General features: G+C 51.3%; 9 protein-coding genes. All 9 read right to left on the bottom strand.

The features are described 5' to 3' along the window. Positions 1-54: 54 nt before the first annotated feature. A complete protein-coding gene (locus LZG72_RS18395; protein WP_233875800.1) occupies positions 55-1323 on the bottom strand; it encodes a polysaccharide pyruvyl transferase family protein in 1269 nt (422 codons plus the stop codon). Positions 1324-1343: 20 nt separating this feature from the next. After that, on the bottom strand, positions 1344-2546 hold the full coding sequence (locus tag LZG72_RS18390) for an alginate lyase family protein (RefSeq protein ID WP_233875798.1): 1203 nt from the start codon (positions 2544-2546) through the stop codon (positions 1344-1346). Then, positions 2543-4453 carry a heparinase II/III family protein gene (locus LZG72_RS18385; protein WP_233875796.1) on the bottom strand — a complete coding sequence of 637 codons (1911 nt, stop codon included), beginning with the start codon at positions 4451-4453 and terminating at the stop codon, positions 2543-2545. Before LZG72_RS18385 ends, LZG72_RS18390 begins: the two co-directional genes overlap by 4 nt. 5 nt (positions 4454-4458) lie before the next feature. Beyond that, positions 4459-6354 carry a heparinase II/III family protein gene (locus LZG72_RS18380; protein WP_233875793.1) on the bottom strand — a complete coding sequence of 632 codons (1896 nt, stop codon included), beginning with the start codon at positions 6352-6354 and terminating at the stop codon, positions 4459-4461. 29 nt (positions 6355-6383) lie between these two features. After that, positions 6384-8060 (bottom strand): RagB/SusD family nutrient uptake outer membrane protein, encoded by a 1677-nt coding sequence (locus LZG72_RS18375; protein ID WP_233875791.1) that lies wholly within the window; start codon positions 8058-8060, stop codon positions 6384-6386. A 25-nt stretch (positions 8061-8085) separates the two neighbouring features. Further along, entirely contained in the window at positions 8086-11616 is a 3531-nt protein-coding gene (locus tag LZG72_RS18370; protein ID WP_233875789.1) for a TonB-dependent receptor, read from the bottom strand. Positions 11617-11709: 93 nt separating this feature from the next. Continuing rightward, positions 11710-12705: a FecR family protein gene (locus LZG72_RS18365; RefSeq protein ID WP_233875787.1), complete on the bottom strand. Its 996-nt coding sequence runs from the start codon at positions 12703-12705 to the stop codon at positions 11710-11712. A gap of 100 nt (positions 12706-12805) precedes the next feature. Further along, entirely contained in the window at positions 12806-13432 is a 627-nt protein-coding gene (locus tag LZG72_RS18360; protein ID WP_233875785.1) for an RNA polymerase sigma factor, read from the bottom strand. Positions 13433-13470: 38 nt separating this feature from the next. Then, a complete protein-coding gene (locus tag LZG72_RS18355; RefSeq protein WP_233875783.1) occupies positions 13471-14574 on the bottom strand; it encodes a hypothetical protein in 1104 nt (367 codons plus the stop codon).

The following is a 14574-nucleotide window of genomic DNA, read 5'->3' as shown; positions in this document are numbered from 1 at the left end:
AATCGGACTGATTTTAAATCAGGTCCTTTGGGTTGGGCATTTTTGGTGTCCGGCTCAGCTATATACTTCCTTTTTCAAAACACCCATCGTCTTTTCAAAAATACCATCGACAAGCTTCATTGCTTTCTTCACTTTCGCCTTCGACTTTGCCGGATTCTGGATCATATCAAGTACTGCAGGTGTAATGCGGGCGACGTCTTCCGGGGTGTCCAGATCGAAAAGCCATTCTCCCAGGCCTACATCTTTCCACATAAAACCCTTGCTGGTTTGTTCTTTGAAGCGACAAACGATCGCGGGAATCCCGTTGGCGACGCACATAATGGGCGAATGCATTTCGATGCCGAACAATCCCGCCGAGCGGACATAGGTACTGATCGCCTCGTCGGTGAGCCAGTAGGTGCTGCGCCATACTACTTTCTCCTTCACATCGTCGGGCAGCGGGTCGTATAGCATTTCCTTGCCGATGCGCACCTGCGTTTCGTTTTCGGGTACGATCAGGACTTTTTTGTTGGTTTGCCGCACGACGGCGATAATGGCCTCGCGGATCGGCTTGTTGTCCTGCTCCTTCATTTTGTCATTATATGCCTCTTTGGCTTTGTCCACCGGACGATTTTTGCTTTTGAGCTCCCACCAGGGTGTAAAACGGTACTGCGGGATCACGCACACAAACTCCCCGTCTTTGAGGTTATGTTCTTTCAAATATGCGATCGCGGGCGCGTCGTTGCGGAGGTCCACGGCAAACGCACCGTCGGGTGAGAAGCCGGTTTCTTTGTTGGTGAGTCCGTTTGCTTTGGCGAATTCGTAGGAGGCCGAGTCGCGGAAGTAGCAGAACCGCGCCTGGTTCATGATCTCCATGTCCAGCGGATCGAACGTGGCGGCCTGATCCTGAAATACGTAGCCGCCCGGAAAGGTAATGCCGTAAATGCCGTAAGGTTTGCCCGTCTGTTTGCGCCACAAATCCATATCCTTTCTCGCCACCAGCGAAGGTCCCGAGCCGTGCAGCATGAAGTCACCTTCTTTCAGCGCCTTCTGCTTTTCTTCGTCCGTTTTTATGATCCTGACTTTCGGAAATCTTTTTGCGAGCATTTCCTCCACGCCATCGCCCACATCCGAAGGCCAGAGCCTCACTTCCGCCTGGGGAATGTATTTTTCTAAAAGCGTCAAAACGCCCGGCGTATGGCCGATGTCCCCGATGTTGACGGTCTGCCACGACGAGCGGAGGATAATTACTTTGGCCGGAGCAGCCGAGGCGCTTTCCATTGCGCCCAGCATCAGGCCCATCAGAATGGGCGCATCTTTTAAAAATTCTCGTCGGTTCATCATGGGTTTAGCAGGTTTTTGAATTAAGGTTGCGGCCAGTACAGGTAATCGCCTGATTGTGCCGGCACTTCTTTCCAGAATGACGGATTTACGCGTGCGAATTCACTGTCCGGCCAGGCTTTGGCAGCCCATTGGTATACTTCCAGTACGCCCCGACCTAGCGGTTCGCCTTTTGCAATGTTCTTCCACGGCCATTCTTTGGTATAAGTCACATAAGGATACAAAAATGAAAAGGCAAGACGGAGGCTTTTCTCATCCGCACTTTTAAAATCCCAGAGGTTTTCTCCGACGATCTCGCCGCAGCGGGCCAGGTAAGTAAATGCCTGCAAACCGTAAATGGAGTAATGCAGCGAGCGTTCCCGCTTGTATTCGCGTGGCATGCTTCCGTCGGGCTCGATTTGTTGGGCGATCTGTTTTTTTGCCAGATCGATCATCGGTTTAGCTTTTTCAAACTCACCATTATAAATGGAATATGCAGCTACCTGCGCGGCATACCAGCTCCCGTGATTGTTGTTGGCCTTGGCTTCCACCTTGCCCAGGTCGCTTTCCAGCAGCCAGTCGCGGTAGTCGGCAAACCATTTTTTCAATCCCTTGTTGTCTTCAGTCGTCCAGCTTTTCGACAATGCTAATATCTTCACATGATCCACCATCCGGATCAGTGCGACGCTGAAAATAATCCCGATCGGCATACCGTCGTGCACACCCGGCAGGGCAGAGGCGTTGTTCAGGTTGGGGTTCATGCGGGTATCCGGGTCCAGGAACCATACGCGCAGCAGTTCCGCCGCTTTTTTCGCATATTTCTCGTCTCGGGTGTAAAACCATGCGAGCGAAAGGTCATTTACCCTGGACAAAGTGGTATTGTACCGGTGCAGATCATACCGGTCGCCATCGGCTTCGGGATTGGTGACACCGTCTTTACGGATGTAGGGCATACCGTTCGGCGTTTTTGGGTTTGGAAATGCCAGTTTTCCGATCGCGAAAAAATCGTGCATATTCCCCGAAGGCGGCGTGTCCCCGTCGACAACTTGGAGCGGCTTTGCTTTTAATAGCTTATCCGCCTTTTCGATCAGCTTTTTGATCGGCACTTGTATGTTTTTTCCACTGTCCCGTACCTTTTTCAGGGTTTCAAAATCAATGGAGACGAGCGGTGTCTCGGGCGTTTGGGCGACTGTTTTTAATGTAATAAAACAGAGCAATACGATCAGGAATGTGGCAAATGTTTTCATGGCTGATAAGTGAGGGTAACTTTCCCTTTTTTGTTTTTGTCTTTCAAAACAATGGCCAGCCGCGTGTATGGCGTGCCTCCTTCGCTGATTTCTTCCTGGGTAACATCGTATTTTAATCCACCGGTATCCATGGTGAGTGTAGCCTGTCTGTCGCCGATCGCGAGTAACCATTTGCCGGGCGAGGTGGCGGTGATTTTTGCGCGGGTAATGCAGGCGGTCTGGAAATTTTCGGGTTGTGAAAATTCAAAAACATCTTCCACCGACAGCGAGCCGGATCCGGTGCGGTTGTACGCAAAATGTCTTTCGAGTTTTGAAAGGGTAGGAGCATCGTAGGCCGAGGCAAGGTCCAGCACCAAAATATCCTGCTGATCGCTGAAATCGGATCGCATTACTTTTGCCTGTGCCTCCGGACCAACTTTCTGCTGCTGACCGGCAACAAGCGGCACCGGGTGACCATACGACGCGTTGGATTTATATGTATACCGAAACTCCGGATCGAAAATATTAGCAGTATAAGGAATGCTGCCCGGATCGCCCGCCAGAATGTCTTTTCCCAGAACCACCGAGTACGAACCGACATCATTGTGATTGTGGTGCTCGGCATTATTCCCACCTTTCAGCACAGCCGCCAATGCGGTCGCCGACTTCGGCCGGACAACCAGAATGCCGGATTTATCAAAAAATGACCGCAATGGACTTTCCTTTTTGCTGAGCGCTTTTTTGCTACTGCCGGCCGCATCGTTCGAATTTGGGAAAACCATAAAAACATCCATGCGATTGTTGCTCACGCGGCCGGTCAGTTTGATGTTTTCGTAAGCCGAAAATCCCAGGTTCAGGCTGCGGCTAAGGTAGTTCATCAGGCTCGAATCGGGTGCGCTGCCGGTTTTGCTATCCGAGATTGCTGGAAAAACACCATTGATCACTTCCAGCTTCGGAATGTACTGCGCGATCTCCCGCACTTTCGGGATCTTGAAAAGATCGATTTGCCCGCGGGTAGCCTGCCAGAGGTTTTCGCGCAGCATCGCGTAATGCCCGAAACCGTAGTTAAAGTAGGTTACCCCCTCGGAGCAGTAGCCGTCATCGCCAAAACCAGCCAGCGTATTTTTCGAATATTCTTCCCCGACCCAGGCGTAAAATGCACGTTCTTTTTTGTCGGGTATCACCGTCAGCGCGGCACCGATTACGCCCGAAAGGCATACCGCATTCCAGTTGTTGGTACCCACCAGCCAGTTGTGGTATTGGATATCCTGTTTTTCAAAAATCCGTTTTAACGGATCAAAAACGCGTATATATAATGCCTGTACCGCCTCTTTACGAAGTTCGGGATTCAGTTTGTCGCCCAGCAAAAACAGGGTCTGTGCAATGGTGTGGGCATATAAGGCCGATGTGAGGTCGATCGTGTATTGCTTGCCATTGTAGTTGATAAAATCGTAATCGATTCGCGGTGAAACCCAGGATTTTTGCTGGATGATATCGCGCAATCCAGCTTCTGTTTGTTTCAGGTATTTTCCATTGTTTTCGAGACATTCAGCGATTGTGACCATGCTCAATCCTTTTGCCCGGTTACGCATCATGGTAAGACCTTTCCCCGAGGAAGTGGCACTCCCGTCGGAAAGCGAAAAATAGTCGGCTTTGCCGAATTCGGGAAAAGTAAAGGTCTGCATCTCCTTTAAAAAAGCATCATATCCGCCCGAGTTGCGTAGCTGGTCCCATTTCTGCCGGTTCGATATGGGTTCGCCGAAACCCGAAGGCTGGTCAGTCAGTATCCCGGCAATCTCCGCCACGCGCTTCTGATCGATCGGGCGCAGCGGAATTGCATCGTGCTGCGCCAGGGCCGCGAGCGGGAAGGTCAGGGAAAGGAGTCCTGCAATCCAGGTTCGGGAAATGTATTTTAGTCTAAACATCATATTTTTCATAGATTGACGACCGGTGCATATTGGATAGAAACCTTCGCAGTCCTGACGGGCGATTTGAGCCGCACCGCCAGCCGCGTGTAAGGTTCTCCCTTTTCTTCGCTGATCTCTTCATTTTCAATGTCGTATGGAATTCCTTTGGTATCGATGGTGACGGCGACCTTTTCGGCGCCGTTGGTGAGTAGGATGCCGTTTTTGCCATTTTTCTCCCATTTACTCCGCGTCACGATCGGAGTTTCAAAGCGTTGCGGCGTGTCGAAAACCACTTCGTCGGTAACATTGAGCAGATTGCTTTTTCCGCGGGTATAGGAAAATTCGCGTTTCAGCGATTGGAGTGCGGGCACCTCGTAGGCCGAAGTCAGGTCCATCACCATCACATCCTTTTCATTCGAAAACTTTGTGGAAACAATTTCCGCATGGGCCTCTTTTCCGGTGCGTTGCTGGGCACCTGCCACGAGCGGCACCGGGTGACCGTAGGAACCGAGCGATTTGTAGGTATAGCGCTCGTCGCTGAATGTTTTGGCCGTGTACGGAATCGCGCCCGGATCGCCGACGATCAGTTCACTGCCTGCCGCGATGGTGTAGGAACCCACGTCGTTGTGATTGTGATGCTCATTATTCCGTCCGCCTTTCAATGCCGCTCCGATCCCGTGTTCAGATTTTCCGCCCGGCCTCACGGTCAGGATTCCGGCAGCGTCGAAGTAGGAGCGTAATGGAGCCGCATATTCATTGGATTTGTTGCCGCCCGTCTTTGCCGAGGCGGTATTCGGGAATTCATACATCACGTCGGCTACGAGGTCGAGTGTGGTGGGTTCGGATTTCGACTGGTCGTAGCGGCCCGCGTCGATACCTACGTTTTTGGCGGCGTACCACACGATGTTGCGAGAGGGTTTCGTGCCGTTTTTGCAGTCCGCAATCGCAGGGTAGGTATCATTGACAATCTCCGAATTGATCGGAAATGCGGCGATTTTGGCCATTTTTGGGGTGTCAAAAAAATCGATCTTCCCTTTTGTCGCCACAAATACGATTTCACGGAGCGTAGCAAATCTTCCAAAACCATAATTGTAATAGCTGATCCCCTCCGTGCAATAGCCGTCGCTCAGAAACCCGGCTACAAAATTTTGATGGTAGCGCTCGGCGATGGCCACAAATTGTGCTCTTTCCTTTTTGTCAGGAAGAATCGTCAATACGGTGCCGGCAATGCCCGAGAGACATACTGCATTCCAATTGTTGGTGCTTTTCAGCCAGCCGTGATACGAATTTTTCCCGTATATAGTCGCGAGGATCGGCTCGAACATGCGTTTGCGGATCGTTACAGTAATCTGTTCGCGGGTTTTTGCATTCAGCTTGTCGCTGAGCAGATACATGGCCTGTGCCAGGTTCTGCGCATATTGGGCGCAGGCCAGCTCTACGAGGCTCTGGTGATTTTTTTCAAGGAAATTGCGCGGGTTAACCCACGTTTTTTGACCCAAAAGACCGGCGATCACTTCCTCAATTTTAGGTACATAGGTACCCTTATTTTCCAGACATTCCGCCCAGGTAAGCTTGATGAGCCAGCGCAGTCGCTCACCCATCAGGTCTTTGCCCGCCTGCGAATCGCCGTGGGTGAACATGCGCATGTACCGGGTTTCATCGAATGCCGGAAATGGTTTGTCGAGATACGCTTTTGCTTCTTTCTGTACTTTACTAAAACGTCCGCTTTGCACGAGTTTGTCCCACGCCTGGCGGTTTTGGTACGGTTCTCCAAATCCGCGTGGCGCGTCAGGGAGCATCGCCGCGATCTCGTTCACGCGGTTCATATCCAGCGGTTCAACGGCCACGATCGGGGTCGTGTAATCTTCCGTTTGTGCCCGCGCGGCCGAGCAGAGGAATAGTAGGAGAAATAGTTTTTTCATGGGGTTTAGGAATAGTTAGTGACAAAACCTTACCAGCCCGGATTCTGTGTCATACTTGGATTAGCATCGATTTCCGAACTGGGTATCGGCCAGATCAGGAACTTCGGCGTCCAGGGTACGATGTTTGCCGGCTGCACGCGCCCGCCGCCCCAGGTATTGGTGGTCGCATTAAAAACGGGCGCCGTTTTGTTTAGTGTCGGGTAAAAGTCCTCGTAACGGTACTGGACCATCGTTTTCTCAGTATCCAGGTATCTCATCCTCACCGAATCGAACCAGCGGTGGCCTTCGCCGACAAATTCAAGTCCGCGCTCGTCAAAAATCTTTAACCTGAACTGTGCTTTGGACAAACCGGTTTTCAGGTCCGCAGGCACAGTTCGCACGGTCCCGTCGGCCTTCCGCGCTCTTTCGCGAAGCTTGTTAAATGCCGCATAAGCTTCGGTGGTAGGCCCGTTAAGCTCATTCTCGGCCTCCGCTTTGATCAGGAAAATTTCAGATAAACGGATTACAAAAAAGTCATTTTCATTGTTCCGCGCCTGGTATCCGCTCGGGTCAATGTATTTGTTCAGGTACGGAAACTGCTCGGTTGTTTCTGTGGCTGTCCTTTTTTCAGGATACGTGATCCGGTCCGTGTTCAGGTTCTGGTTTTTGAAGCGTGTTACGAAACTTACTGCGGTGCGGTAATCGCCGGCATATTCGCCGGTGTTGTACAGATCGTAAAACCAGGGCTGCACGCGGGCCGTGCCCGCGCCGGCGCCATTGGTAACATTGCCGCAAACGTTGTACCGGCTGGAAGGCTGGGTGTAATACGCAAGCTCGGAACCTCTTGAACTGGCGCTGGCAGCAGTTGCATCACGCGTGAACTGGATCGCAAAAATCACTTCCTGATATGCGTTTTTCTCCTGACCGACATCAAACAGACTCGCATAGTTGCTTAGCAGGCTGTATTGATTTGAATTGATCACACTATCCGCGTAGCTTTTTGCCAGCTGGTAATTTGCCACTGCCTGATCTGCCCTTTTCGACAAATCGTGGTGATTCGCATAGGTAAGATGTGCGAGTGCGAGCATGGCCTGGGCGGCACCTTTGGTAGCATGTCCGGATTCTGCCGCCGGTTGCTGGCTGTAAGGCAGCAGCGTCGTGCTGGCGTGTTTGAAATCTTCCAGCAGCAGCGCATATACTTCATCAAGGGTGTTTCTTTTTGGATAAAAATCCGAGGTGCCCGTTACCGATTCTGTATGGATCGGCACGCCGCCGTGCATTCTTACCAAATAGAAATAAGACAATGCCCTCATGAATTGCATTTCGCCGATGATCCTCGCCCTTAATGCCTCAGACCCTACCTCGCTTTTCTGCACCGTTTCGATCACTGCATTGGCGTGGTTGATCACGCGGTAAAAACTTCTCCACGGCGTAATGAAATACCCGTTCGACGCGGATACCGTTCGTTCATTGAATGCACGGTGGGTCGCGCTCGTGCTCGCCACATCGTCACTGCCGAACATAATGCTGTAAGTAAGGTTTGACTTAAAGCAATCGAAAGTAGGCAGAAGGGAATAGCCTCCGTTGACCAGCGCCAGTACATCCTGTTCGGATTTTACAAAAGTCTCAGCGATCGCTGATGAATAGATCTGCTCGTCCAGGCTGCAGCTCGAAACGCCAAAGCAGAATAGGAGGGAACAGAATAGGGATTTAAACTTCATTTTCATACCAATGATCGTTTGTTGCCGGATATCAGAAACCGGCATTGATTCCGAAAGAATAGGTTTTGTATTGAGGGATACTGCCATTGTCGATCCCCGAAAGCATGGAATTGTCGCCCTTACTGTTAATCTCAGGGTCATAGCCTTTGTAATCGGTCCAGGTAAGCAGGTTACCGCCCGAAAGAAAGACCTTCACCGTCTTGAATACGCGTAGTTTAGTACGTGGCAGGGTGTAGGCCAGGGTAACATTTTTGAGGCGGACAAATGACGCATCCTCCACGATAAAGTCGGTGAACCGGCTTTGAAATGGATCTATCATATCAGGTCTTGGGTACACGTTGCTGGTACCCTCGCCGCGCCAGCGGTTATCCCAGGCTTCCTGGCGCACATTGGCCGGGGTTCCGCGGTTCATGGCATCCATGATGTGGCGATTCGCATTGATCACATCCTGACCAATGCTTCCCTGAAAAAACACATTCAGCGACAATCCTTTCCACTCGAATGTATTGGTGAGACCAAAGATAAAGTCGGGGTAGGGGCTGCCGATGATCTCGCGGTCGTCTGCTGTCACCGCACCGTCAGGGCGACCTTCGGGGCCGCTGATATCCCTGAATATGAACGATCCGGGTTTTCTTGTATAAGAGTCGGTCGGTCCTGCGTCGATCTGGGCTGCGTTCTGATAAATTCCTGCGATCCGGTAGCCGTAAAACGCGCCGATCGGGCTGCCCACTTTTGCGATGGTTAGCGACTGGCTGGAAATTGCGCCGAATGTCGGGCCCACGAAAGAATTAAGACCTTCCCCGAGGCTGATCACCTTGTTCCGGTTCCTTGAAATGTTTCCGGATATATCCCAGGAAAATGCGCCGGCCAGCGCACGTGCGGTCACATCGAACTCCACACCCTGGTTCTGGATCACGCCCTGGTTGGTACTGTAAGAAGAAAAACCGTTGGATGGCGGGATGGTCAGGCTGATCAGCAGATCGTGCGTGCGTTTTTTGTAGTAATCAAAACCCAGTGAAAGCCGGTTGCCGAATAGCGAGAGATCGGCTCCTACGTTGGTCTGCCGGGTGGTTTCCCAATGCAGCGTACTATTTGGCAAATTGGCAAGAAGGTACCCGATCTGAATGCTTTGGTTGGCGACACTGCCGGTAGATCCGAGCATGGCTTTGGTGGAACCTACACCCACGGCCTGGTTACCCGAAAGTCCGTAGCTCGCGCGCACCTTGAACTCGGAAATCGCATTGACACTTTTGAGGAAATTTTCATTATGCACATTCCAGCCCAACGCTACCGATGGGAAAAATGCCCATTTGTTACCTTCTGCAAGGCGCGTTGACCCGTCGGAACGGCCTGTGAAAGTGACCAGGTATCGTTTATCAAAGCTATAATTCACGCGGCCAAGGAAAGAGCCCAGCGCCCATTCCGTGGTACTGGTGGAAGGATTGGTAAAGGAAGTAGCGCTGCCCAGGTCGTAGTAAATTAAATTATCGTTGGGGAAGTTGAGCGCATTGATACCAAAACTGCGCCGGTTCCATTGCTGCCAGGTGTAACCGCCCACCGCATTAATGCTATGCTTGCCGCCGAGGACCTTGGTGTAGTTGAGCGTGTATTCAGTCAAATAATTGAAAGAATTAATGTGTCCCCGGTAGGCATAGCCGCCTTCGAGATTACCCAGAGTGGTTCCGCGGGGGTGGTAAAAATCACGGTGGGTGGAACTTACATTTACCCCGCCGTTGACCCTGAACGTCAATCCTTTTGCAAGCGAATATTCTCCGAACATATTCGCCAGAACAGTCGTCATCCGGTTCTGATCATCGGCCAGGTTTACGAGCGTAAGCGGGTTGCCAACCTGCGTCTGGTCGATTTCAAGTTCATCTTCGGCACTGAAAGGCGAGTCGTACGGCCGGGAGGTAAGTGCACCGCGAACGACCGACATGGAAGCGTCGCTGATGTTGGACGATTGCATGGCGGCCCGGTTCCTGCTCAGCGTGCCGTTCATGTTGACGCCAAACTTGAATTGCTTATTGAACTGGCGGTCGAGGTTAATGCGTATCGAGCCCCTTTCATAGTTGGAGTTTTTAACAATACCCCCCTGTGAAAGGTAGCCCAGACTTACGGAATACTGCATTTTATCCATTCCACCGGAAATATTGAGCTGATGGTTTTGTGTACGCGCCTGCCGGTAGATAAGATCCTGCCAGTTGGTATTTACACGTCCCAGATTGGCGATCTGCGCGGAGGTAAAGATCGAATCCTGACCATTGTTGCGATACGCTTCATTGGAATATTGAAAATACTCAGCCGTGTTCAGAACGCCGATTTTCTTGGGCAGCTCGCTGATATCATACCGGAAACTGTATGAGATCCGGTCGGCGCCGGCCTTGCCTCTTTTGGTTGTGACGAGTACGACGCCATTGGAAGCCCGTGAACCGTAAATGGCCGTAGCCGAAGCATCTTTCAGGATCTCGATAGACTCGATATCACCCGGGTTGAGGTTGGCGAGTGCATTATCCTGCGGCAGCTGGTTGAGGTAACCCGACTGGCTCCCGTCGGACATTTTTACATTCCCATTATCGGAGTCGACCGGATATCCGTCGATCACCACCAGCGGCTGGTTGGAGCCGCTCACAGAAGTAGCTCCGCGAATGTTGAAGGAGATACCGCCGCCCGGGGCTCCGGTGTTCTGGGTGATCTGCACGCCTGAAACCTGTCCCTGAAGAAACTGTTCAACCGAAGCAATGGGTCTTTCGTCCACGCCTTCCGCATTGATCTTAGCCACCGAACCCGTAAGGTCACTTTTGTTGATCGTACCGTAGCCGACCACCACCACTTCGTCCAATGCTTTGGTATCCTCTTTCAGGATTACGTCAATGATCGTTTGGTTGCCTACGGCGATGCGCTGGCTGAGATAACCCACAAAAGAGAAGAGCAATTTCGTTTCCCCATCGGGCACGTCGATTTTAAATGCACCTTTTGCGTCCGTAAGCGCGCCGCGGGTAGTCCCCTCGACGATCACGCTGACACCCGGCAGACTTTCTCCATCCACGCCCGTAACGGTTCCTTTTACCTCGATTTCCGCGGCATTACGGGTTTTGGTACCTGCCAGAAATGCAGCGGATCCCGTGTTGTCAGCAGGCATACCCGGGTTTATGGTTTGCAAAAGCGAAGCCTCGTCGCCTTCGCCCGGCACACTGCCCGTCTTGGGTTTGGATGGCGTGAAGATGAGGTAAGAATTCTTTCCATAACGCTCGAAACGGATGGATAACGGCTCCAATATACGCGTCAGTGTTTTTTCAATTTTTTCCGAAGCTTTCAACAGCTCGGGGTCTACGGATTTGTTTTTGATGAGATTGTCATTGAACTCAAAAATGATCCCGTGCTTTTTGCTCAGCGCATCGAGTGCCTCGCGGAGCGAGATCGAGCTGGCAGCTTGTGTCCGCTGCTGAGCGGCTTTCGGAAGGTCTTTGTTTGAGGCGACTGCCTGCGCAAGGCCCGCCTCGGGAGGACAGAATACCAGCACGGCAAATGCCCAAAACATCATGTCTCGTAGTTTTTTTGACATCGTTTTTTTAGGTTTAGGATTGATTAATAGTCAAACCCGCCCGACGTGACCCCCATCCGCCAAGATTTGCGGTCGCAGTTGGGCGGGATATCTTTATCGCAGGTAATATTTGTCTCCGTTTTTCGCTATTTCGAGCGGATACAGCTTTCCCAGCTTTTCGAAAAATGTCTCCACCGAATCCGTTGGAAATGAACCGGTGAAGGTTTCTTCTTTCAATGCTTCGTTCTCTATAATGACTTCAATACCATAAGAATCACCGATCATTTCAGCCAGCTCCCGCAACTTTTTGCCTTTGTATTGAAATACCTTCCGCCGCCAGCCCGAATATTCCTTGACATCGACAATCTCTTTTTTCAGCAGTGCGTCCGTTATGGTTTGTGTTGCTTTTTCACCGGGTTCAAGCAGGATGGTATTGGCCGCATTATGAGCGTCTACCAGTTTTACAGAACCATGTTCCAACGCAACGTCGACGCGGCCTCTGCGGTTGGTAATGTTGAATGCCGTGCCCAGCACGTGAATATCCAGTTGATCGGTATGCACGATAAAGGGGATTTTTTTTCCGTCTCTTGTCATTTTAGCTACATCAAAAAATGCTTCTCCCCGTATCCAGACTTCCCGTTTGGCCCCGTTTTCAAAATCCTGCCGTACCGTCAGCTCCGAATTCGCATTGAGCGTGATCCGGCTGCCGTCCGCCAGGGTTACACTACGCTGTTTGCCGTACGGTGTCTGGAACCTGACAGGCCGTGAGGTCAGATAAAACCATCCGCCGGCGCATAGCAGCAGGGCAAAAACCGCAGCGTAAGGCATTCGCAGCCAGCGCTGTATTTTTCTGCCGGACGGAATTCCCGATTTACTGGTTCCCGTCTGAATGTAGTTCCACATATCGCTCCGTTCCGTTTTTGTCCAGGTTTCGGAAAAATCAATGTTCTCCAGAATATGCCGGGCCTGTTGCACGACTTCGCGGCGATCCGGGTGGAGCCTGATCCAGGTTGTCCAGAAATCTTCATGTTCAGCATCGGGTTTCAGTACCCAGCTGGTAAAATGCTCATCGGCCAGGAAATCCTGCACCTCGAATTTGTGATAGTCCATAGGGGCGTGACTGTGTTCAATAGTATTTCCCTACTCTTTATTGAATAGAGATCGCATACCGCGTTTTGTAACCTTGGTAATCTGAGAAAAAAATAAATTTTTATAAGAATAATAAAAATACGGCCGTGAGCGAGGTGACGGCATGCTGGGTGAGCATCGTGCGAAGCGATTTCATGGCCCGGTGTATGGTGTTGCGGAGGATCTGGTATTTCAATCCTGTCAGTTCCTCAATCTGCTCGTAGGTCATTTTTTGGTAAAATTTCAAAAAAATGAGTTCCTGCTGCCGCGCGGGCAGTGACCTTACCGCCTTCTGCACGGCCTGGTGCATTTCCTCGGCCGAATCGGTCGTAACGATATCTGCCATATCCTCCACCGGATCGCAGAGACGCAGATCGGTACGGACGTTTTTCAGGATAAGACGTCTGAGCGATGCCATTAAATAGAACCTTACTGACTTCGGGGCAGATAATGTATGTCGACTGTTCCAAATCACGAGGAACAATTCCTGCACCGCGTCCTTGACAATTGCCCGCTCGTAGATCACCGACAAGCCGTACCGCAGCAGCCAGTCGGCGTGCTGGTCGTAAAAGTAGGCCAGTGCGTCTGCATCACTTTCTCTGAGTCGCTGCCACCAATAGTGACCGTCCGACGCAGATTCTGCATCGCTCACGGACGGGGCGTTGCGGCTTTCCCGGTCCATTTCTGAAAGGTCATTTTGATATTCCAATCTGCTGGCTGATTTGATCTAATGCATTGCTTTCATGATCAGGGAATGGTGCTGCCCGTTTTGCGGGTTTGTTCAAATTCTTTCACCGCCTTTTGCACCACCGGAATATCGCTTTGTGACAGTTTTGTAACGGTTTCCAAAACCTTTGGGGATTGTTTCACACTGTGTTTTAATGCGGCCAGGATCTTGACGGACATCCACGGATTATCCGCCTTAAGGTCTTCTGCCAGGGTAGTGTAAAAGCTTTCCGAAAGCTGGGCCGTGGGGTGTAACCTGGTTAAAATCTCTACGCGCTCGGGTTGTTTTTTGTTTTTGTAAATGGCTGCGAGGCGGTCCTGCAATGCGGGGGGCGTCAGGTCCAGATGCTGTAATGCATTGAGCGACACGGCGCGAAGGGTAGGGTCCGTGGAATCGGCGAGACCGGTCAGCACGAGGGATTCGGTAAAGGTATTTTGCGGCAGATTACCCTGCGCAAACATATCGAGCAGAAACGGCTGATACTTTTCGCGCTGGGTCTGCAATGCTTTTTCCAGAAGGTTCTTTTCGGTTAGTCGCCTGGCGGTGAGTTTGGCAAGCTGTTCTTTCTCGCCTACGTGGATCAGGTGCCAGAGCGTGTGGGTGGTATAAACCGCTTTTTCCACTGCTGCCTGCGCGATCTCATGTTTGGTAGCGCCGCTCACCACGTCCACGCTGTCTTCTTTTTTTTCATCCACCAGCTCACTCAGAGAATATTCGCGCAGCGGCGACCAGTCGTCTTTTAATATCGAAATGAGCCTGCGGTAATCGAAGGTGGAAAAGTCGCTATGATCTGTTTTTGTCAAAGGTTCTTTAAATACCTCCAATCCGGTAAAATCTCCGGTGCCGTCCCAATAAATGCCTACGTCGATCGGGCGGCAGTCGCCGGTGAGGCATACCTCGGTGGCAATGCGCCGGTACCAGTAGATGATGCCGGCGGGGGTAGTGAATTCCCGGACGGCAAAGGGTTCCATGTGGTCGTCGTTGATTTCAAATTCAGCTCCATCGGTGTTCAATGTAAGCGTTTCGAGCTCAGGACTTCGATAATAAGTTCTTTCCACCAGCTGACCGAAAGTCAGCGTGGTGGAAAGCAAAAGAAACAGCGATAAGAGTCGGGTTTTTAGCAT

The sequence above is a fragment of the Dyadobacter sp. CY323 genome (assembly GCF_021390245.1).
In the GTDB taxonomy this organism is placed as follows: Bacteria; Bacteroidota; Bacteroidia; order Cytophagales; family Spirosomataceae; genus Dyadobacter.
The sequence above is the reverse complement of the archived record's forward strand: the minus strand, read 5'-3'. Positions and strand labels throughout refer to the sequence as shown.

Coding starts and splice junctions, on each gene's coding strand:
- LZG72_RS18395 (WP_233875800.1), bottom strand. CDS start 1,323: ATGATGAACCGACGAGAATTTTTAAAAGATGCGCCCATTCTGATGGGC.
- LZG72_RS18385 (WP_233875796.1), bottom strand. CDS start 4,453: ATGATGTTTAGACTAAAATACATTTCCCGAACCTGGATTGCAGGACTC.
- LZG72_RS18380 (WP_233875793.1), bottom strand. CDS start 6,354: ATGAAAAAACTATTTCTCCTACTATTCCTCTGCTCGGCCGCGCGGGCA.
- LZG72_RS18370 (WP_233875789.1), bottom strand. CDS start 11,616: ATGTCAAAAAAACTACGAGACATGATGTTTTGGGCATTTGCCGTGCTG.
- LZG72_RS18375 (WP_233875791.1), bottom strand. CDS start 8,060: ATGAAAATGAAGTTTAAATCCCTATTCTGTTCCCTCCTATTCTGCTTT.
- LZG72_RS18390 (WP_233875798.1), bottom strand. CDS start 2,546: ATGAAAACATTTGCCACATTCCTGATCGTATTGCTCTGTTTTATTACA.
- LZG72_RS18355 (WP_233875783.1), bottom strand. CDS start 14,574: ATGCTAAAAACCCGACTCTTATCGCTGTTTCTTTTGCTTTCCACCACG.
- LZG72_RS18365 (WP_233875787.1), bottom strand. CDS start 12,705: ATGGACTATCACAAATTCGAGGTGCAGGATTTCCTGGCCGATGAGCAT.